The following is a 21,423-nucleotide window of genomic DNA, read 5'->3' as shown; positions in this document are numbered from 1 at the left end:
GGACACAGGAAAGGAGGCTGTTTATGGAAAAGACATATGAACTTTCCCTAACACCTTTGCAGATAGAAGTATTGCTGGATTCGGTTCGCGGGTTTGTGGATAATAAGAAATTGCTTCATGTGCCGGTAGCTGGCGGAGAAATTGTTGGTTTGCCGCTTACGGAAGAAGCTTTAGCATGGTTGCTTAACGTGTGTGGTCAGGTAGATGAAAAGCAGAGCATTGTGGTGCAGCTTGCGTCTGTGGATGATGAGCGAACCAAAGTAAATGTTCGCTGTCCGGCAGGCGGCGAGATATGTACATATGAAGTTTTGTTGGCGGAATTTGATGAACAATAGGATAGGACAACAAGAATTATTTTACGCGTAAAGAAGGTAACGTATCATGTGGCTTTTAGCGGCATTAATCACGGCGGGATGTTTTGGACTCAATAATACGATTTTTAAGTGGGGCACCTCCCGGGGACTGTCGAAAATTAACATTCAATTTTTCTTTTATTTTGCGGCTTTCTTGATTATTATGAGCGCAGGAATAATGTCTCATTCGCTTCATCCCAATTTTACCTCTATTGTGCTTGGAGGCATCATCGGTGTATTAAATGCGAACGGCAATATCCAGATGTCGCGTGCTTTTGAAAAAGGGCCAGCCAGTTTAACATCTCCGCTGATTGCGGCAAATGCGATTTTTCCTGTCTTGGCTGCTGGTGTCATTTTCCATGAGCAGATTCCTTTTCTACACTGGCTTGGAATTTTATGCATGATGGGTTCTGCTGTAGTCATACAATATACACCGGGAACGAAGAGCAATACGGAATATTTGCCTTGGCTTGGCCGTGTGGTGTTTGCGTTCTTCTCCTTTGGTTTACTCGGTGTACTCATGAAGCAGTCTTCCTACTTACAGATTAGCTCGATGGATATGCTCGCGGCAATGTATGGAGGAGGTAGCCTGTATCTGGCTATCTGGATGGGTCGGGAACGGGTCCGATTGCAGGAAGCTAAAATTGGCGCGCTGGTAGGTATCCTGAGCACGGTTGGCTTCAGTTGTTACTTCTATGCGCTTAAGACCGGTGTGGCCAGTATTGTTTTCCCGGTTGTCAGCTTGAATTGTTTGGTTGTCGTATTGGCCGGGTGTTATTTATTTAAAGAGAGACTAAAGCTGTACCAAATATGTGGCATATGCACAGCCTTGCTCGGTTTGGTTCTGACAAAGATATAGCATGATCGATGAGTCAAAAGTCACCCTTGTTAGGCAGGGGTGACTTTTTTAAACAAACTATATATAAAATGCATAGTATAAGAGTAACTAATCATCAAAAAAAATCAGGTTTTACTGCCAAAGAAAGAATTTTTTTTATGTTTTTAGTAATGAATCTGATGTCCTGTGCTACAATTTAAAGGGGGGCAATTATCCCGGTCCAATGGGCAGCAAGCTCCCCGCTGATGGAAGTTTTAATTGATAAAGAAAAGACCAGGAAAGTAGGGTTCACTTGTGAAAAAGATGCACATCGGCTCTGTAAAGCCAGGAGATAAAATAGCAAGGACAATTCTTTCGGAAACAGGTCATATTCTTTTAGGTATAGGTCTTGAATTGAACCAGCGTTATATCGATCGTCTAAAAAGTATGGGAATTGATACTGTTTATATTGAGGATAAAAATACGGATGATATTGTACCGGAGGATGTTATTAATGATATAACGCGGCGCAAAGCGGTAGAGACCGTATATAAGACAATGACCGGCCTTATGGACCAGCCAAAGGTAAAAGGGAGGATGGCTGTGCCGGATATGGGAAAAGAGTTTCGAAATGTATTCGGCGATATTATCGGGGATTTAAGCGGTAGAAAAGAGGTGCTTGTCAACCTGGTTAACCTTCATTCGCTTGATGGGTATTTGTTCCATCACTCGGTTAACGTAGCTGTACTTGCGGGAATTATAGGCTTGGCTAAGGGGTATAATCGCAATCAATTGCTCGAGCTGGGAGTGGGCGCGTTGTTGTTCGATATCGGCATGACCATGATGCCTAAGGATCTGTGGAACAAGAAGGGAGCCCTTAATCCAGAGGAGCGTGCGAGGATTGAGAACCATACGCAAGATGGTTTTAATCTTCTGCGCTATCAATATGATATCTCGTTGTTGTCTGCGCATTGTGCGTTGCAGCATCACGAACGGTATAACGGGACAGGGTACCCTCGCAAATTGGAGAATAAGCAAATTCATGAATATGCTCAGATTGTCAGTATAGCCGATGTATATGACGCCCTCACATCGCATCGCTCCTATCGCCAGCATTATACGCCGAATGAAGCGACGGAATATTTATTTGCCTCCGGAAATGCATTATTTGATCTGGACCTGGTACGTCTTTTCGTTAAGTATGTTGCTGTATATCCAGTGGCGTCTACCGTTGTGCTAAATACCGGACAAGTTGGGGTCGTTTCCCATGTTGATCCGAAGGCTGTTCACAGGCCGATAGTACGCATCATTCAGGAGCGTGACGGCACCGCCCTAAGTTCTCCGTATGAGATAGATTTACAAAATCATAATAATATTGTTATTACAAAAACGATTTAATCCTTGTAAATTAACTATTGACTCTTTTTCTGCATTGTTTAATAATGAGAAAAATGAAAACTATATTTGTTTCTTATCAAGAGCAGGCTGAGGGACTGGCCCGATGACGCCCGGCAACCGGTATGTATTCATATACGGTGCCAATTCCAGCAGGATTTCTATCCTGAAAGATAAGGATGCCCGTTCTTTGACCGAACTCAGAGACCTCCTTCTTTCAGGAGGTCTTTTTTAATGGATAAGAAAGTGGTATGTATTTTCTTTTAAATTGGGAAATGGAAAGGGGACGCTTGCAATGAATGAAACAGCGATAAAAAAGCTGCCGATAGAAAATCAGCTAAAAAATAAGATCCTGATTATTGACGGAGCGATGGGAACGATGTTGCAGCAAGAAAACCTTGGTCCGGTTGACTTCGGCGGTGAGCAGTATGAAGGCTGCAACGAGATATTGAATCTGACACGGCCTGACGTAATTCGCGGTATTCATGAGACGTACCTGGAGGCAGGTGCCGATATTATAGAAACAAATACGTTCGGCGCGACATCGATTGTGCTGGCTGAGTATGATATACCGGAGCGGGCGAGGGAGATTAATCTGATTGCCGCCAAGCTGGCACGCGAAGCAGTCGACAAATATTCAACATCAGAATGGCCTCGCTATGCAGCGGGTGCCATTGGTCCGACCACCAAAACGTTGTCAGTAACCGGCGGTGTCACATTTGAGGAATTGGTTGAATCGTATTATGAACAGGCGCTGGCGTTAATTGAAGGGGGCGTAGATGTTCTATTGCTTGAAACGGTACAGGATACGTTGAATGTTAAAGCGGGTGGCATCGGTATCCAACGTGCTTTTGAAAAGCTTGGCTATAAAGTTCCGGTTATGATTTCCGGTACGATTGAACCAATGGGAACAACGCTTGCAGGCCAAAATATTGAAGCTTTTTATATATCGCTTGAACATTTGCAGCCAATTTCTATGGGCCTGAACTGTGCAACGGGCCCGGAGTTTATGCGCGATCATATTCGCACGCTATCCGGTATGGCTGGCTGTGCGGTCAGTTGCTATCCGAATGCGGGGCTGCCGGATGAGGATGGACATTACCATGAATCGCCTCAGGCGCTGGCAACAAAGCTGGCTGGCTTCGCTGAGCAAGGATGGATTAATGTAGCGGGCGGCTGCTGTGGAACAACACCTGATCATATTAGAGCCATTGCAGAGAAGCTGAAAGAATATAAGCCGCGTCAGGCACAAGGACTGCATACGCATGCTGTATCAGGTATTGAACCCGTATATCTTGAGCAGGATAATAGGCCGCTTATGGTAGGCGAACGTACGAACGTTATCGGATCAAAAAAATTCCGTGACCTTATTAAATCAGGAAAGTATGAAGAAGCATCAGAAATTGCACGTGCTCAGGTAAAGCGTGGAGCCCATATCATCGATGTTTGTCTTGCCGATCCTGACCGTGATGAAATGCAGGATATGGAAGCCTTCTTGCAGTTTGTCGTGCGCAAGGTGAAGGTGCCGCTTATGATTGATTCCACTGATCCGAAGGTTATTGCACTGGCTTTAAAATATTCACAGGGGAAGGCGATTATTAACTCTATTAACCTCGAAGATGGTGAGGAGCGTTTTGCGGAAGTAGCTCCATTGCTCCGAAAATTTGGCGGTGCGGTTGTTGTTGGTACGATTGATGAACAAGGAATGGCTGTTACAAGAGAGAGGAAGCTTGAAGTTGCGGAGCGTTCGTATGAGCTGCTTGTAGGCAAGTATGGCCTTTCTCCACGGGATTTAATTTTTGACCCGCTAGTATTCCCGGTAGGTACAGGGGATGAAGCGTATATCGGATCAGCAAAAGAAACGGTAGAAGGCATTCGGTTAATTAAAGAAAAGCTCCCTGAATGCCAGACGATTCTCGGCGTGAGTAACGTATCGTTCGGCCTGCCTGCAACCGGTCGGGAAGTGCTGAACGCGGTGTATTTATATCACTGTACGAAAGCTGGCCTTGATTATGCCATTGTCAATACGGAAAAATTGCAACGTTTTGCTTCTATTCCAGAGCAGGAGCGCAAGATGGCAGAGGCTCTGTTGTTCGATACAACTGACGAAACGTTGGCGGAATTTACAGCATTTTATCGTGAGAAAAAAGTAGAGAACGTTGAAGAGGCTTCTAGCCTGACTTTAGAAGAACGGCTAGCCCATTATGTAGTTGAGGGAACGAAGGAAGGACTTATCCCGGATTTGGAAGAAGCGCTTGCAAAATATGCTCCGCTTGATATTATCAACGGACCGCTTATGACAGGGATGGATAAGGTCGGAAAACTGTTTAATGACAACCAGCTTATCGTTGCCGAGGTGCTGCAGAGCGCGGAAGTGATGAAAGCTGCGGTCGCCTATCTAGAGCCGCGTATGGAGAAATCGGAGACAGCTGCCAAAGGCACGGTGATGCTAGCTACGGTGAAAGGGGATGTGCATGATATCGGAAAAAACCTTGTGGAAATTATCCTTGGTAACAATGGCTACAAAATCGTCAATCTGGGCATCAAGGTTCCTCCAGAGCAGTTGATTGACGCTTGTCGCAAGGAAATGCCCGATATTATTGGCCTGTCCGGTCTGCTTGTCAAATCTGCACAGCAGATGGTAACGACGGCCCAGGACCTAAAAGCCGTCGGTATTGATGTGCCCATACTGGTCGGTGGGGCAGCGCTGACTCGTAAATTTACTGATAACCGTATTGCACCGGAATATGACGGTCTTGTGCTTTATTCTAAAGACGCAATGAACGGATTAGACATGGCTAACAAACTAATGAATCCGAAGTTGAGGGATGAGCTGGAAAAAACGGCTGTCCAGGCAAAAGAGGAGCGGCAGGTTGCTGTAGCTACAGAGATAGTGGATGCATCGAAGGATTCGACTGTACCGGAACGCTCCTCTGTAAGTATAAATGCTCCGGTGTTTATGCCGCCGGATTTCGAACGACATATTCTGCGCGATTATCCACTTGCACATTTGCAGCCATACTTGAACTTGCGTATGTTGCTTGGCAAACACCTAGGCATACGTGGAAATGTGGATGCGCTACTGGCTGCGGGTGACTCCAAGACGGTCGAATTAAAACAAATTGTCGATGAATTGCTGGTGGAAGCGAAGGAGAATGGACTGCTAAAAGCACATGGGATGTATCGCTTTTTCCCGGCACAATCCAAAGGAAATGAGATGTATATCTACGATCCGGATGATCATAGTAAGATTCTTAAAACATTCTCATTCCCGCGTCAGAAAAAAGAACCGTACCTTTGCCTTTCTGATTTCGTGAAGCCAGCAGAAAGCGGTGTGATGGATTATGTAGCATTTCTGGTTGTGACCGCAGGCCAAGGTGTCCGCGAAAAAGCAGAGGAATGGAAAGTGCGGGGCGATTACCTGCGTTCACACGTATTACAGGCACTGGCGCTTGAATTGGCAGAAGCGTTTGCGGAGCGTGTACACCATATTTTGCGGGATACATGGGGCTTTCCTGATCCAGCTGAGATGACAATGCTGGAACGTTTTGGTGCTCGTTATCAGGGGATTCGTGTATCGTTTGGCTATCCGGCCTGTCCGGATTTAGAAGATCAAAAGCCGCTATTTGATTTATTGGGACCGGAAGACATCGGCATACATTTGACCGAAGGTTGTATGATGGAGCCGGAAGCTTCTGTTTCAGCCTTGGTGTTCTCCCATCCGGAAGCCCGCTACTTCAACGTCGGGGAATGAACGAAGGAAGGAGAGAATGGTCATGCCACAAAAAAATCTAAAAACATATCTAAAGGATAATTTGTTGATTGGCGATGGGGCAATGGCAACATGGCTTTATCGTTTGGGTGTTCCGATAGGTGTTTGTTATGAAGAATTGAATTTATCGAATCCCGAGATTATTAGTACGGTTCATCGTTCGTATTATGAAGCTGGAGCGCGATTTATACAAACTAACACATACGGAGCGCATCGGGATGCATTGTCACGACATGGTCTGCAAACGCAAGTCCAGCAGATTAACCGATCGGCGGTGCAGGTAGCCCGCCAGGCAGTTGGAAGCGATGCGTATGTAGTTGGCGGTATAGGTTCGATTAATGCGGGGCGGGTGCGAAATACCGAACAGATGGCCACGTATGGAGATCAGTACGAGGAACAGGCTTCAGCTCTGCTATTGGAAAATGTTGATGCGATTCTTCTGGAGACGTTCCTTGATGTAGATGAGTTGCTGTTGGCGCTTGATGTCATTCGTCCGCTAACCGATTTGCCGATTATCGCCCAGCTTGCGACGATTGAAGTCGGGCGGACACGTGACGGTCATACGCTGACCCGGGCATTCGCAGAGCTTGTAAAAGCTGGAGCCGATATAGTTGGTCTGAACTGCCGGATGGGTCCAGCGGAAGTTCTGCGTTCGATTGAGGGTGCGGTTGTGCCGGGAGATACCCCGTTATCGGTCTTTCCGAATGCAGGTCGGCTTGCGATGTCAGATGGCGAATATTCATATGCTTCAGTCCCGCAATATTTTGGGGATAGTGCGCTGCGTTTCCGTGCTCAAGGCGCGCGTCTTATCGGTGGCTGCTGCGGAACAACGCCTGAACATATTCGCATGATGGCACAGGTGCTTGCAGAGCGTGAGCCGCTTCCACGGGTAAACCCTGAAGTACAAATGGAAGAAGAGCCGATCCCGATCCGTGTTGTTCCTCCAGTGCGACCGAAGGGAATTGTAGATACGGTAACACAGCGTCATACTGTAATTGTTGAACTGGATCCGCCGCGCGACCTGGACACGGAGAAGTTCCTGCAGGGAACGGCAGAGCTACGGAATGCAGGTGCTGATGCGATTACGCTAGCGGATAACTCTTTGGCGACGACACGCATGAGCAATCTGGCACTTGGTTCGATTATGAAGGCAAAACTTAGTGCCGAACCTTTGCTGCATATCGCCTGCCGCGACCGTAACCTAATCGGACAGCAATCACACTTGATGGGGCTACATGCACTTGGGATTAATCAGGTGCTGGTTATTACAGGTGATCCGGCGAGGTTCGGAGATTTGCCGGGTGCAAGCTCTGTATTCGACGTTTCTTCTTTTGATTTAATTCGTATGATTAAGCAGCTGAACGAAGGTTACTCATTCTCTGGAAAGCCGCTTAAGCAGCGAGCGAATTTCGTGGTAGGTGCGGCATTTAATCCGCATGTACGCCAATTTGATGCAGCGCTGCGTCGTTTGGAGAAGAAGGTAGAGGCCGGTGCCGACTATATTATGACGCAACCGGTATATGATCGGGAGATAATAGAACAGATTTATGAAGGAACGAAGCATCTGAATATCCCGATTTTTATTGGAATTATGCCATTGACCAGTTCACGAAATGCAGAATTTCTGCATAATGAAGTGCCGGGTATTAAGCTTTCTGATGAAGCGCGGGAGCGGATGCGTCAATATGAGCCTGGGGAGGAAGCTCGTCACGAAGGTGTATCGATTGCCCGGGAGTTAGTTGATATGGCGATGGAGCGCTTCAAAGGCATTTATTTAATTACACCGTTCTTCTATTATCAGATGACAGCGGAATTAACGAGATATATACGCAAGCAATCTGATGTTAAATTATCGATTCAAAAGTAAAAAAAGCGGAGAGCGGCCCGGTCCGTATCTCCGCTTTTTTAGCAGGGAAAACAAGCTATCCGAAATGCTAGCGGAAGGAATGATGTATCAAAAGTCAGCACGTGCTGCGTACTGACTTTTTTGCTGATGTTTATTTTCATTTAGTTTGTGCGAGTTCTTTTAAGTATTCGCAAATGGTCAAGAGTCCTTTGTCGAAGTTTTCAAGATGGAAGTGTTCATTTGGCGCATGAAAATTCTCACCCGGCAGACCGAAGCCCATTAATACGACCGGCACATTCAGCAGACGGCCGAAGCCTTCCACGATAGGAATAGATCCGCCCATTCTCGTTAGTGCAGGCGTTGCTTCGTATGCTTTCTCATACGCGCGCATGGCGGCCTGAATGAAAGGATGGTCGTACGGGGTTTGGAACGGGCGGCCAGTATCCATACGGGTAATGTTGACTTTGACGCCCGGTGGTGTATGTTCCTGTATGTGCTTCTCAATTATATCCTGGATTTCTTTCGGGTCCTGATCGGCGACCAGGCGGCAGGATAGCTTGGCATGTGCCTTAGAAGGCAATACCGTTTTGATGCCCTCACCCTGGAAGCCACCGTACATGCCGTTAATCTCCAGTGTAGGTCGGCACCAGGTGCGCTCTAAAAAGCTATAGCCAGCTTCGCCATACAGCTCGTTTACATTCAACGCTTTTTTAAGCGCCTCCTCATCGTAGTGCAAGTCCTGAAATGCCTGCCTTTCCTCATCCGTGAGCGGTTGCACCTTGTCATAGAATCCTTCGACTGCTACTCTTCCTTTTTCGTCATGCATGGAAGTAAGAATGGCTGCAAGAGCGTGTAAAGGATTGGCGACCCCGCCGCCGTAAATGCCGGAGTGTAAATCTCCGTTTGCTGCTTTTACATCAATCTGCATTGCACATAATCCCCGTAGGCCGTAGCAAATCGCCGGTTTACCTTTTTCCAGCATAGGTGTATCGGAGATGACAAGCACATCTGCCGCCAGCAGATCCTTATGTTGTTCCACGAATGGCTCCAGTGATGGACTGCCTACCTCTTCTTCCCCTTCAATACAGAATTTTATATTGACTGGTAGCTTGCCCTCTGTTTTCAGCAGCGCTTCCACGGCTTTAATATGCATGAAAATTTGACCTTTGTCATCAGTCGCACCGCGAGCGTATATTTTTTCATCTCGAATATTAGGTTCAAACGGCGGTGTCTGCCATAATTCAAGCGGATCGACAGGCTGTACATCATAATGTCCGTATACGAGTGCCGTAATATCGTTATCTGCATGCAGCCAGTCAGCGTATACGATTGGATTGCCTTCGGTTGGCATCATTTTTACGTTTTCCAGTCCAGCTGCTTGTAAAGCATCCACAAGCCATTTTGCCGCACGCTTAATATCCGGCTTATTGGCGGAAAGTGCACTAATGCTTGGAATGCTCAATAATTCCTTCATTTCTTTCAGATGGGTATCGCGGTGATTTTTCAAGTGGGTACGATAGGCGTTATCCATGCCTGCTCATCCTTCCCTTTATCATTATTTTTTGCGAACTGTCATGTATTTAGCTTAGTACATGCTTGCCGATTTTTCAAAGCATGCAAAAGGAAGCGAAGTGGAATCCTAATAGAAAAAGGGAGGTGTCCCCATGGACGTGTGTCTCGGCTATGCTGCCATGAGCGTACATGTACCCAACGCTTCGCCTTCTAAAACAATGACCGCCAGACAATTTGCAGGCATTATGGACCGGGAAGCTGCGCTTCGAAAACTGGAGCGAATCGCGCAGGAAAATCTGCGGAATTGTGTGCGTTTGATTTATCACAATAGGGCGTATGATATTACATTCTTCCGTCTTTCATCCAGATTGATTCCACTTGTTGGCCATGAACTCACCGAGGGATGGGAGTATCGAAGTCATCTCGAAGCTGCATTCCGCATGTTTGGTAATGTGGCTACCAAAGATGGAGTGCGTCTTGATTTTCACCCGGATCACTTTGTCGTGCTCAATACACCGCGCAAGAACGTGCTTAAGGTGTCACTGGATACGCTTGAGCATCATATATGGATGCTTAAGATGCTCGGCGTTCAGCCGGATCATCGCTGTGTTCTGCATGTAGGAGGAGCATACAAGGACAAAGGAAAAGCGATTCGGCAATTCATTAAAAATTGGGAACTTGTTCCGGAAGAAGTGAAGAAAAGTCTGCTGCTGGAAAATGACGATAAAGTGTTTACAGCAAAGGAGACGCTGGAATTATGTGAAACATTGGGAATACCGATGGTGCTTGATATTCATCATCATCGTTGCAATTACGAAGAGAGTGAAGAAGAAATTGACGCGCTTTTGCCACGTATTATTGATACCTGGAAAGATTCGCTACTTTCCGTTAAGATGCATATTTCCAGTCCGCGCAGCGAGAAGGATAGACGAAGCCATGCTGATTATGTCGCACCAGAAGATATGTTTCCTTTTTTGCGTAAGGTTGCCAATTATACAGAGCGGCTTGATATGATGGTGGAAGCGAAGAAGAAGGATGATGCACTTTTTCACCTGATGGAATGGATAAATAAAGAGGGGGAGAAAGAAAAAATCAGGGCAATAAACAGATCGAGTTTTCATATTGAATAAAAAATGCGTTTTCTTTTTACTAAAATGATAAAGCACCATATAATAAAGGTAGGAATAGAACAAAATGATACGGTTTTAACCGTACTTCTATGTTTTCCAGGGTAAGCAGGAAGATTCGCTGCGAGGTGATAGGCCAATGATTATCGGTAAGGTCATTATCGTAGAAGGAAAAACAGATAAGAAGCGTCTGGAGAAAGTTATCGCGGAACCCGTAGAAATTATTTGTACGCATGGAACATTGAGCACGGGAAAGCTGGAGGACATCTATCACCGTACCGGTGATTGTGATGTATATATTTTTGTTGATGAAGATGCATCCGGCAAAAAATTGCGTTCCCAGCTAAAGCACGAATTCCCGAATGCATATCATCTGTATACACGAAGGAGCTATACGGAGATTGCACGTACACCATACGAATATTTGATGAAAATTTTGCGTGACGCCCATATTGAAGTGAATGAGGCGGTTATTTTATAAGCAGTAAAGGAGTGGTGGAAACATCAATGATGGAACAGATTCAGAGTCGGATAAGCCAGCGGTCCTTTAATTTGTTTGGATTTGCCCCGCTCATGCGCGCAGCGGTTATGATTCCTCTGGTGGAGAAAGAGGGCAAGTTATATGTACTCTTTGAAGTAAGAGCCCAGACGTTGAAGCGGCAGCCCGGGGAGATATGCTTCCCGGGCGGAAAAATCGATGAGACAGATGAAAGCGAACAAGCGGCGGCCATTCGTGAAACATGCGAAGAATTAGGGCTGGAGGAAAAAAATATTCAGATTATCGAAAGCTTGGGGATTTTGATACCTCCCTATTCATCCTCCATTTATTCCTTTGTAGGTAAAATACATGACTATGAAAAAATCACTCCAAATCAGGATGAGGTAGATGAGGTATTTTATGTACCGCTTGATTTCTTTTTGAAAAAAGAGCCGGATGTTCACTACATTCATCTTGCAGTGAAACCTGAAGAAAACTTTCCGTTTGAACTCATTCCTCAGGGAAAGGAGTACAAATGGCGCAGTACAAGACTCCCGGAATTCTTCTATCAGTATGACGGCAAGATTATATGGGGGCTAACAGCACGTATTCTCTATGAATTTATTTCACTAGTAAAATAATAGTGAACAAAAGTAGAAGAAAGTGTGTCAAATATATGAAATTTGGGTATGGGTAAAGATAGTCAGGCGTCTGTACTTTTTTCATTTCTATCAAGCATTCTCAGCGCTTCCATACATAATTTTACCGAGCGCTGCATATGCTCAAAACACTATACAAACGAGATGAAAATTGATAACATTTATATGGTATTTACCATGTAGATGTTATTTCTTATATCTAAAATTTTTTCGTTTGTTCTGCTGACCTCTAGAACAAATGATAGAAGAAAGGAGTGTATTGTGTGGATTTTAGTTGGTTGTTTCCCCCGGCCATTAATGATATGGCGAAGCAGGTTGATTCCTTGTTCTGGTTTATCGCATCTATTGCCGTCTTCATCTTTGTCCTGGTTGAAATGCTTTTGTTTATCTTCCTTGTTCGTTACAGAAGAAAAAGACCGGACAAACAAGGAATTGCGTTGCACGGGAATACGAAAATGGAAATCATTTGGACGCTTATCCCAGCGCTCATTTTGGTTGCCATTGGAGTGTTTGGTTCGCAAATGACATACGCAATTCAGACCCCTCCGAAAGACGTGTACACGATTAATGTTACCGGTTACAAGTGGCGTTGGGATTTTGACTATCCGGAAGGTTTCAAGACGACGAATAAGCTTGTTATTCCGGAGGACAAAAGCGTCCTATTCAAGATTACATCCGGTGATATTATTCACAGTTTCTGGATCCCTTCGATGCGACTTAAGCAGGACGCGGTACCTGGGCGCCAAACGCAGTTTTGGACCGGCCCGTCCGAAAAGGGCGAATACCCAATTGTATGCGCCGAATATTGCGGGACAATGCACTCAATGATGTTAGCAAAACTTAACGTGGTAAGTACAGAGGAATTTGATAAATTTGTGCAATCCGGTGGTAAAGCCGGCGGTAGTGCAACAGATAGCGCAGGCGGCGAAGGTCAGGCGCTCGTCGAACAGAAAGGCTGTTTAAGCTGTCATGCTACCGATCAGAGTAAGCTTGTCGGCCCAGGATGGGGCGGCATGTTTGGAAAAGATGTAAAGTTGTCTGATGGCAGTACAGTAAAATACGATGAAGAATACATCATAGAATCCATCATAGATCCTGCAGCGAAAACTCCTGAAGGATATTCACCAATGCCGCCGCAGCAGGTAACAAAAGAAGAAGCCAAGGCCATTGCTGAATACATCAAAACCTTGAAATAGGGAGGGGTAGATCGCATGGGGACTGTTGCCACTGCCGATGTGAAAAAGCCGTCTTTTGTTAAAGACTGGCTGCTGACTGTTGACCATAAAAAAATCGGGATTATGTACGGCGTTGTCTGTTTGCTTTTCTTCTTCCTTGGAGGAGCAGCAGCACTGGTTATCCGTACTGAACTGTTGACACCCGGAATGCCGGATGTAGTACCACAGCCTGATATGTTTAACCAGATGTTCACGATGCATGGCTCCATCATGATTTTTCTGTTTATGATTCCGATGCTTACTGCAGCATTCGGGAACTATCTTGTTCCGATTATGATTGGAGCGCATGACATGGCATTTCCGCGGATGAATAATCTGGCTTTCTGGCTTTTTGTGCTCGGTGGCCTTGTTTTTCTAAGCAGTCTTTATTTCGGAATGCCTGACATCGGCTGGACCGCGTATCCGCCTTACAGTATCGAGTCACCAGGATTGGGCCTTGATATTTGGGTATTAGGCGTTCATATTCTAGGTCTTTCCTCAATTCTTGGTGCAATAAACATTATCGTAACAGTATTTAATATGCGTGCACCGGGGATGACGTTCAACCGTCTGCCGCTGTATGTATGGTCTTCCCTTATTACGGCGTTTATTCAGTTATTCGGTACGCCTGCACTGGCAGGTGCGATTACTACGTTGTTATTCGACCGGCATTTCGGAACGCATTTCTATGATGCTTCCGCAGGTGGCGATCCGATGCTTTACCAGCATCTATTCTGGTTTTATTCCCATCCGGCAGTATATATTATGGTGCTTCCGGCGATGGGAATCGTGTCAGAGATTATTCCGGTATTTGCAAGAAAGCCGATTTTCGGTTATCATGCGATTGCCTACTCATCTATAGCGATTGGCTTCCTCGGCTTCCTCGTTTGGGCTCACCATATGTTTGTGGCGGGTATGCCACTTGCAACAGGGATTCCTTTTATGGTGACTTCGATGATTATCGCGGTGCCGTCAGCCATTAAAATTTTTAACTGGCTTGCCACGTTATGGAGGGGCTCGAACTGGTTCACCACGCCGATGCTATTCGTGACCGTTGGATTTATTGGGATGTTCACAATTGGCGGTCTCGGTGGGATTTTCCTTGGCACAGTACCAGTTGACATTCATATGCATGACACGTACTTTGTTGTCGCTCATTTCCACTATGTACTGTTTGGTGGGAGCATGATGGCAGTCCTTGGAGGTCTCTTCTATTGGTTCCCGAAGATGACTGGCCGTATGTACAGTGAGAAGCTTGGTAAAACCGTGTTTTGGATGTATTTCATCGGTACGAATCTGACGTTCTTCCCGATGCATTACATCGGTATGATGGGGATGCCGCGCCGCGTATTCCAGTACGACCCGGCAAACGGCATGCAAATTGCCAACCAGATTGCGACATTCGGTTCGTATCTTGTTGGCGCAGCAGCAATCATGATGGTGGTTACAATTATTGTTTCTTTAAGAAGTGGAGCTAAAGCTCCCGCAAATCCGTGGGGCGCACAAACGCTTGAGTGGACGGTGTCCTCACCGCCACCTGAACACAATTTTATTGAAATGCCATATGTAACCGCTCCGCCGTATGAATTCGGCGAAGCAGAAGAACAATATACGCCCAAAAAATCATTTGGAGCGTAAAGAAGAGGTGTAACAATGGGATATCGCTTACCTTTCGTAACGACTATCGCCACCTTCCTGTTGCTGATTGCCGGAGCTCTCGTTGTAGGATTTGACGCCGGATTGGCATGCTCTGACTGGCCGCTGTGTAATGGGCATATTATCCCGCCTATGGAAGGGAAAATCATCATAGAGTATACGCATCGCATGTTATCCACTGGAGTGGGGTTCCTTATGCTGGCCAATCTATATTTCGCGTGGCGTAAACGAAAGGAAAGCCCCATTGTGCTGAAACTGGTTGTGCTCTCATTCGTTTTGCTTTTATTCGTAGCCGTTCTTGGTGGAATAAACGTACTGAAAAAGCTTCCGCCTGGCTTTACAGCGATGGATACGAGCTTTGCGATTCTCCTGTTCTCTACATTTGTCATATTGACGGGGGTAACGCTGGCAAATGTTCGCAAAAAGCAAGGTGAATTTAGAGAAGACAGACAGGTTCGCTCCATGTTCAAACCTGCTCTGATCGTTGCGATTGCGATATATGCAGACTATGTGCTGGGTGCCTTTATTAAACACAGCGATGCCGGTCAGGTATGGGTCAACGGTAAAACCTCGTTGTTGAATAACATTATTTCCACACCTGCTATCGCGACAACACTGATGTATGTACATGTACTTGCTACTTTACTTATCGTATTTTCATCTTTATGGCTTTTCTTCTACGCCCGCTTACGTAAGGTGCTGGAAGGTCAGGCAATTGTTATGCTAATCCTGTTGGCATTACAGCCAGTTACAGGGTTCGCTACAATTGTAACAGGGCTTGCTGTCTTTACGAATGTTATCCATATGGCTATTGCCGCCTTGATGATGGCTCTTGCGGCATTTATATCGGTAGAAGCAAGGCTTGGGGCAAATCTGCTTCATGCGAAAGGTAAGGAAGGCGACACTGTATCCAGCAAGGAGCAATCTATCGTAAATCTTGGCTAACGCTATTATAAATGCAGGGGGGTTTTGAAATGGGTACGCCTATTTCTGAAAAAAATGTGTACGAAAATCCAGCCAGCCGCGTAATGGAACCGGGTCCGCTTTCTGAAGCGAAACCGAAGGGTGACTGGCGTGACTATGTGTCAGTAACAAAGCTTGGTATTGTAGTATCTAACTTAATGTCATTGTTTGCAGGCGTCTGGCTTGCTGCCGATGGCCCGCTTCCAGTACCGACAGTTCTTATGGCCATGTTAGGTTCCGCACTTGTAATTATGTCAGGAACGTGCTTGAATAATTATATTGACCGTGACCTTGATAAGTTAATGGCACGCACGAAGAGCAGAGCGTTGCCGGAAGGAAGAGTAAATCCGCAAACTGTCATGATTATGGGCTTTGTTTTTGGGATTGCAGGTACTATCACACTACTGCTTATCAACACGCTGACGGCTGTTCTTGGACTGGTAGGCCTGGTTTTCTACGTTGTTGTTTATACGATGTGGACCAAGCGCACAACGACGCTAAATACGCTTGTAGGTGGCATATCCGGTGCGATGCCTCCGATGATGGGCTATGCTGCGATTTCAGGTACAATTGATATGACTGCATGGGTACTGTTCGGTATTCTATTCATCTGGCAATGCCCTCATTTCCTGGCGCTTGCAATGCGTCGTGCCGATGATTATCGAGCTGCTGGATTCCAGATGCTTCCGGCTGTTCGTGGCTTTGCGGTAACAAAGCGCCACATTCTTCGCTATACTGCAGCTCTGGTGCTTGTCTCCATTATGCTGTATGCACTTGGAAAAGTCGGTATGGTATATCTAATCGGAATGTCTATACTAGGCATTGGCTATGTGATTATTAATATGACAGGATTTTTTGCTAAAGATGATATTAAGTTTGCACGCAAATCGTTTGTTTATTCGCTTGTATACTTGATGCTATTTACGATACTAGTCTTGATTGACCGTGTGTAATTCCGCTTTATTAAAACGGGATTGAGGGGGTAGAGGCATGGCTGTGCATGCAGGAGAAGAGCACGTCCCTAAGAAAGGCATCAAAGACAACGGCTTGCTGGGCGTATGGCTCGGATTGATTTCCTTTACGTTTACATTCGCCGTATTTATTGTATCGAACGTCTACCTGCGCGGATGGTCGCCGGATGTATTTAATGTTACGCTTCCGGCGAACGTGCAGGATTTGGTCAATTACAACGTTTTGCTGCTAGTAGCGCTTGGCGTGCTGACAATGGCAGGCGGTATCAGCTATAAGAAACGCAGGGAAGGAATTGCATTCAGTCTACTTGCATTAGCAATGATTGCAGCTGTTGGCTACGTTGTGATTGACTGGTCTCTTATCCAGAGCTACAGGGCGCTTGGCCCAGCGGCCTGGACCGCCTATGTGATTGTGCAAGCGATTATGGAAATTCTCGTTCTTATTTGCATCGTGCTCTACCTCCGTGCCTTCTACTTCAAGATGCGGAAGAACGAAAAATCGCTTAATCGCTTCATTCCCGGAGCAACAGCAGTCTGGATGTATACGATGATTATGGGTCTGTTTGTATTTATCCAATGCGACTTAATCGAAGTTGGAGAATTTGCCGAATGGTGCGGAATTAAGCTTGCGCAGCTCGGCAATCTATAACAGGGAGGGATAGACATGGGTATTATTTTATATGCGCTAGGATATGTCGTATTTCCCTTCGTCCTATTTTTCATCTTCATGTATGTTTCCAAGCTGACGACGAGGGAGTAGGATTGCACAGGAGGAGCTGGAGGAGCCGTGGCTTCGTTTATGAAACGCTATTGGTTTATCGGTGTAGCCGGCACATTAATTACGGTGGTTATCCTTACGATTGTCTATCAGTTGTGGTGGGGGTCTAATAAGCTTCCGACGCTTGATCGGGCCCCTTCCTTTACAATGTCAGATATGTATGGAAAGCCTGTTTCGTTACGTGATTCCGATGGCAAAGTGCGTATTGTTTCTTTTCACTACACACATTGCCCAGACATATGTCAGGCCACCAACTTTAACTTAATCCGGGTTCAGCAGAAGCTGAAGGAGCAGGGGGTTCTCGGCGATAAGGTATTGCTTATGACGATTACATTTGATCCAAAACGGGACACGGAGCAAATGCTGCAGAAATATACGTCATCCCAGGGGATTAAGTCTGAGGGCTGGAGTTTTTTGCGTGGCACGCAAGAACAGACGGATCAGGTCCTGCAAGGATTTAAAGTGCTTGCCGAAGATCAAGGAAATGGCATTTTCATGCATTCAAACAATTTGTTCCTCGTGGACGGAAATGAGAATATCCGTGCGATATATAAGATGGGAAGTAGTATGGATAACGAACAGATTGTCAAAGATATTCATAATTTGCTTAATGATTAATAAGAAAAACTCGCGGGCATTGTGGTCCATCCTTGTTCGCCCGCCGAACCACACGCCTCGCGAGCTTTTCAAGTGATATGATTGGAAGAAAGAACCTCTTGTCTCGTGATAAGAGGTTTTTTATATGTAAAGCGGAGAGTATACTAGTATAGAAGGAAGGAGGCATGTGCCTATGCAATGGATTGAATATCAACTTGTATTTCCATCTGAGACAGACACTGAATCTGTTATGTACTTGCTCGGGGAAAAGGGGTTTGCAAATAGTTGGGTGGACGAATCCGTGGAGATTCTTAGAATACCGGATGGCTATGATTACAAAGTGAAAGATACGGACGTTACGATTATTACATATGAATCGATTGAAGACGAAGCGAATATGGAGGAAGAGGCGGTAAGCTCGCTTGCAACGCTGCAGCGTGAATTAGCTCCATTCGGTATGCGAGAGGGTAGTTGGAAAGAGCCAGATTTACAGCATGCGGATGATTGGAAAGCGCACTTTGACATTGAGGAAATCTCGAACGAATTAGTATTAATACCGATCTGGAAGCAGCAAGAAGCTGAAGGGAAGTATGGACAAAAGCACCGGATGATATTTGAACCGGGTGGCGCATTTGGTACGGGTAAGCATGGAACAACCCAGAGTTGCCTTCGTTTTATCGAACAGATTGATGTAGCAGGGAAAAATGTATTGGACATTGGTGCAGGTTCGGGTATCCTATCTATTTATTGTGAGATGCGGGGAGCTGCATCCGTTCTGGCTGTGGATATTAACCCATCTTCACCATCTGAAATTGAATACCTTGCTTCATTGAATGGGGTAAAAGCCCCAGAAGTGTATGTGGGAGATGGCAACATGCTGCTCGGGGAGTCGCTGTATGATGTAATCTTAATCAACATCGGCGGAGAGGAAGCTATTCGCCAGGCTGGTACATGTGTGCATCTTGTTAAGGAGGGCGGAAAGTTAATTGTCTCCGGTATCGTAGAATGGGCTGAAGAAGATGTACGCCATGCTTATGAAGAGAGAGGGTGTATGCTTGAGCGGCGGCAAGTGGATGAGGAGTGGATTACTCTTATGTTCACAGCGGCCAAATGACACACCTGTTGCCGTCTGATCAGCAAAAAAGGAGGCTTTTCTTGGCAGAAGTCTCCTTTCCATAAAAGCTTGAGAAAAATGGTTATGATGACTTGCTGCTTCGATTTAATTGTTCCAGCTCCTCGTTTGTAGCAAACCGACACCCGCCAACAAGCGGGGTACGACGCAAGCGAATGGACAGTAACTGTAGCAACGGAATTAATTCCGCATGCACATTGTTTTCGAGCGTGAATTTAACGCCGTATTCATACATGTCTTTATCCCTAGGGACTTTGCGGACGATATAGCCGGGGAGCTGTAGGTTGTTGTTTAGAATTTCCGTTTCAAACTCGAGGATGACCTGAGGCGTCGCTGGCAGCTTTACATTAGAGATGAAGCGTAGCCCTCCAGGACTGATGTCTTCAATTAGTACCTTTGCTTTTCCGGTCTCGATGGCATTATTTTTGATTTGAATAATCGTAACGTTGGAGCTAAGGGGATGGGGGAGGGGCAAGCGGAAAAATTGTCGGCGATTCTGTCCTGCCAAGCTGTTCACATCCTTTCAATCTTTTCTTGACCAAGCAAGCTACCCCATGATATATTATTTCTACATTGGCTTTATATGTTAACCGATTCTATTTTATCATCAAAATAGGCCCAATGTTTAATGTTTTTGTTGCGGATGTGGCGGAATCGGCAGACGCGCTAGATTCAGGTTCTAGTGGTAGCAATACCGTGGGGGTTCAAGTCCCTTCATCCGCACCATTGAATGTACGTGTGATCTTTATACATATTGTCATTGAAGTCGCTGTGTAAGCGGCTTTTTTTCGTAAATAACGATACTGGTTATTCGTTATATCCCTGTCCTACGCTTACTTTGCTGTTATGTATACGCTTAGATTGAGGGGTGAAGATGGGTATGGAGCCGTTTGAGGAATTCTCTGATTTAATGGAGCTGGCTGATATGATTACGGAACGGGTCGGCAATCCAATTACGATTGAAGATATGAATCATCATGTAATCGCTTACAGTACACATGGTGACATGACAGATCCTGTGCGTATTCAGACGATTATGAATCGCAAGGTGCCGGAGGAGGTGCTCATCCGTTTTTGGAAAGATGGAATTATTCAGGCACTTATGCATAGCGATGAACCTGTGCGCATTCCGGCAGTAAAAGAAGTAGGGCTTAACAATCGTATTGCGGTCTCGATTCGCCGTGGTCATGAGGTATTTGGTTATATATGGGTTCAGGAGGCGGTGCGTCCGCTCGATGAGAAAGATTTCGAAGTATTAAAACGGGCGGCCCGTCTTGCGCTCCCGCGCCTGCTACACCGCAAAGACCGTCATACAAAACAGGAGGAGAAGCGGAAACAATTCTTCTGGCAACTGTTATCACGAAGTGCCAACGAGTCCGTGGATATTGAGAAGATGGCGCTTCAGCTGCGTCTTCATCTGCCACCCGTGATGGTCGTGCTTATTCTGGAAGCGCATTGTCCAGATACGAAATGGAATAGCATGCAGAAGGAACTTGCTTATCTATTAGGCAATCTAGGCGAATTTTTTCCGTTCAGGCATCTTACACTTTGGACTTTTGATGATCGTCAACTGCTCGTATTGGCTGGATTGGACCAGTGGGAGCAGAAGAAGGCAGAAGAGGCAAGCAGAACATTCATCCATCAGCTTCGCAGGCGGCTGACGCGCCAATTTGGCAGCGAGACAATGGTAGCGGCCTACGGTGAGCCAGTCACCTCCCCCTCTGAAATCTGGCTTAGCTATCAGCAGGCTCTAGAAGTTATGCAAATTAAAAAGGCACTTCCGGATGAAATGAAGATGATCGAAGGATATCAGGAGTTAGGTGTATATCGCCTGTTGCCAAAGCTCAAGCAATGGAACCAGCAAATGAAATACCGGAATTTGAAGTTGGAGCGCTTATTGACGTATGACAAAGAAAATCAAGGGAATCTGCTTGAAACATTGGAAGCTTTCCTAGATAACACAGGAAAGGCTAATCAAACTGCCCAACAGTTGCATATTCATCCCAATACGCTTGGATACCGTTTAAAGCGTATCTGCGAAGTCGGTGATATTGATTTGAATAATCCGAATGAACGCATTATGCTTTTTTTAGATATTAAGCTGCGAAAATATAATGTATAAAATCACGCCTGTTGATTATCCATAAGGTGGA

18 protein-coding genes, 1 tRNA gene and 1 riboswitch are annotated in these 21,423 nt (G+C 45.7%); of the genes, 17 read left to right on the top strand and 2 right to left on the bottom strand.

The window, feature by feature from the left end; translation table 11 throughout:
* The first annotated feature begins 23 nt into the window (after positions 1-23).
* From HMPREF0083_RS17055 to HMPREF0083_RS17035, 5 genes are all read left to right on the top strand, one after another.
* Entirely contained in the window at positions 24-335 is a 312-nt protein-coding gene (locus HMPREF0083_RS17055) for a hypothetical protein (protein ID WP_021622859.1), read from the top strand.
* Positions 336-381: 46 nt separating this feature from the next.
* Positions 382-1,212, top strand: a complete 831-nt coding sequence (locus tag HMPREF0083_RS17050) for an EamA family transporter (protein WP_021622858.1) — start codon at positions 382-384, stop codon at positions 1,210-1,212.
* A 273-nt stretch (positions 1,213-1,485) separates the two neighbouring features.
* The gene (locus HMPREF0083_RS17045) at positions 1,486-2,568 is read left to right on the top strand and encodes an HD-GYP domain-containing protein (RefSeq protein WP_040303339.1); all 1,083 of its coding nucleotides are present in this window, start codon (positions 1,486-1,488) and stop codon (positions 2,566-2,568) included.
* A gap of 70 nt (positions 2,569-2,638) precedes the next feature.
* A riboswitch (SAM riboswitch) is annotated at positions 2,639-2,745 on the top strand.
* Positions 2,746-2,860: 115 nt separating this feature from the next.
* Positions 2,861-6,319 carry a methionine synthase gene (gene metH / locus HMPREF0083_RS17040; protein ID WP_021622856.1) on the top strand — a complete coding sequence of 1,153 codons (3,459 nt, stop codon included), beginning with the start codon at positions 2,861-2,863 and terminating at the stop codon, positions 6,317-6,319.
* Positions 6,320-6,335: 16 nt separating this feature from the next.
* Positions 6,336-8,204 (top strand): bifunctional homocysteine S-methyltransferase/methylenetetrahydrofolate reductase, encoded by a 1,869-nt coding sequence (locus tag HMPREF0083_RS17035; protein WP_021622855.1) that lies wholly within the window; start codon positions 6,336-6,338, stop codon positions 8,202-8,204.
* 136 nt (positions 8,205-8,340) lie between these two features.
* Here the strand turns inward: HMPREF0083_RS17035 and HMPREF0083_RS17030 are convergent, their stop codons facing one another.
* Positions 8,341-9,714, bottom strand: coding sequence for a dipeptidase (locus tag HMPREF0083_RS17030; protein ID WP_021622853.1), 1,374 nt, complete (start codon positions 9,712-9,714; stop codon positions 8,341-8,343).
* Positions 9,715-9,847: 133 nt separating this feature from the next.
* Between HMPREF0083_RS17030 and uvsE the strand changes: the two genes are divergently transcribed.
* The 10 genes from uvsE (at position 9,848) to HMPREF0083_RS26495 (ending at position 19,252) form a co-directional block, all read left to right on the top strand.
* Complete coding sequence (uvsE, locus tag HMPREF0083_RS17025; protein WP_021622852.1) at positions 9,848-10,825, top strand: UV DNA damage repair endonuclease UvsE; 978 nt, start codon at positions 9,848-9,850, stop codon at positions 10,823-10,825.
* Positions 10,826-10,961: 136 nt separating this feature from the next.
* A complete protein-coding gene (locus HMPREF0083_RS17020; protein WP_021622851.1) occupies positions 10,962-11,303 on the top strand; it encodes a toprim domain-containing protein in 342 nt (113 codons plus the stop codon).
* A 26-nt stretch (positions 11,304-11,329) separates the two neighbouring features.
* Complete coding sequence (locus HMPREF0083_RS17015) at positions 11,330-11,941, top strand: NUDIX hydrolase (protein WP_021622850.1); 612 nt, start codon at positions 11,330-11,332, stop codon at positions 11,939-11,941.
* Positions 11,942-12,222: 281 nt separating this feature from the next.
* Positions 12,223-13,155, top strand: coding sequence for a cytochrome c oxidase subunit II (coxB, locus tag HMPREF0083_RS17010; protein WP_021622848.1), 933 nt, complete (start codon positions 12,223-12,225; stop codon positions 13,153-13,155).
* Positions 13,156-13,170: 15 nt separating this feature from the next.
* Complete coding sequence (ctaD, locus tag HMPREF0083_RS17005) at positions 13,171-14,811, top strand: cytochrome c oxidase subunit I (protein WP_021622847.1); 1,641 nt, start codon at positions 13,171-13,173, stop codon at positions 14,809-14,811.
* Positions 14,812-14,826: 15 nt separating this feature from the next.
* Positions 14,827-15,774, top strand: coding sequence for a COX15/CtaA family protein (locus HMPREF0083_RS17000; RefSeq protein WP_021622846.1), 948 nt, complete (start codon positions 14,827-14,829; stop codon positions 15,772-15,774).
* A gap of 29 nt (positions 15,775-15,803) precedes the next feature.
* Positions 15,804-16,745: a heme o synthase gene (gene cyoE, locus HMPREF0083_RS16995; protein ID WP_051354698.1), complete on the top strand. Its 942-nt coding sequence runs from the start codon at positions 15,804-15,806 to the stop codon at positions 16,743-16,745.
* 37 nt (positions 16,746-16,782) lie between these two features.
* Positions 16,783-17,412, top strand: a complete 630-nt coding sequence (locus tag HMPREF0083_RS16990) for a hypothetical protein (protein WP_021622844.1) — start codon at positions 16,783-16,785, stop codon at positions 17,410-17,412.
* A 138-nt stretch (positions 17,413-17,550) separates the two neighbouring features.
* Positions 17,551-18,159 carry an SCO family protein gene (locus HMPREF0083_RS16985; protein ID WP_051354697.1) on the top strand — a complete coding sequence of 203 codons (609 nt, stop codon included), beginning with the start codon at positions 17,551-17,553 and terminating at the stop codon, positions 18,157-18,159.
* A 172-nt stretch (positions 18,160-18,331) separates the two neighbouring features.
* Entirely contained in the window at positions 18,332-19,252 is a 921-nt protein-coding gene (locus tag HMPREF0083_RS26495; RefSeq protein ID WP_021622842.1) for a 50S ribosomal protein L11 methyltransferase, read from the top strand.
* A gap of 82 nt (positions 19,253-19,334) precedes the next feature.
* On the opposite strand, the gene HMPREF0083_RS16975 is transcribed toward HMPREF0083_RS26495, so the two are convergent.
* Positions 19,335-19,778: a PilZ domain-containing protein gene (locus HMPREF0083_RS16975; protein ID WP_051354696.1), complete on the bottom strand. Its 444-nt coding sequence runs from the start codon at positions 19,776-19,778 to the stop codon at positions 19,335-19,337.
* Positions 19,779-19,909: 131 nt separating this feature from the next.
* Here HMPREF0083_RS16975 and HMPREF0083_RS16970 point away from each other — a divergent pair.
* Positions 19,910-19,996: transfer RNA gene (locus HMPREF0083_RS16970), tRNA-Leu, on the top strand.
* A 154-nt stretch (positions 19,997-20,150) separates the two neighbouring features.
* Complete coding sequence (locus HMPREF0083_RS16965; protein WP_167331578.1) at positions 20,151-21,392, top strand: PucR family transcriptional regulator; 1,242 nt, start codon at positions 20,151-20,153, stop codon at positions 21,390-21,392.
* The last annotated feature ends 31 nt before the right edge of the window (positions 21,393-21,423 follow it).

It is taken from the genome of Aneurinibacillus aneurinilyticus ATCC 12856 (genome assembly GCF_000466385.1).
In the GTDB taxonomy this organism is placed as follows: Bacteria; Bacillota; Bacilli; order Aneurinibacillales; family Aneurinibacillaceae; genus Aneurinibacillus; species Aneurinibacillus aneurinilyticus.
The sequence above is the reverse complement of the archived record's forward strand: the minus strand, read 5'-3'. Positions and strand labels throughout refer to the sequence as shown.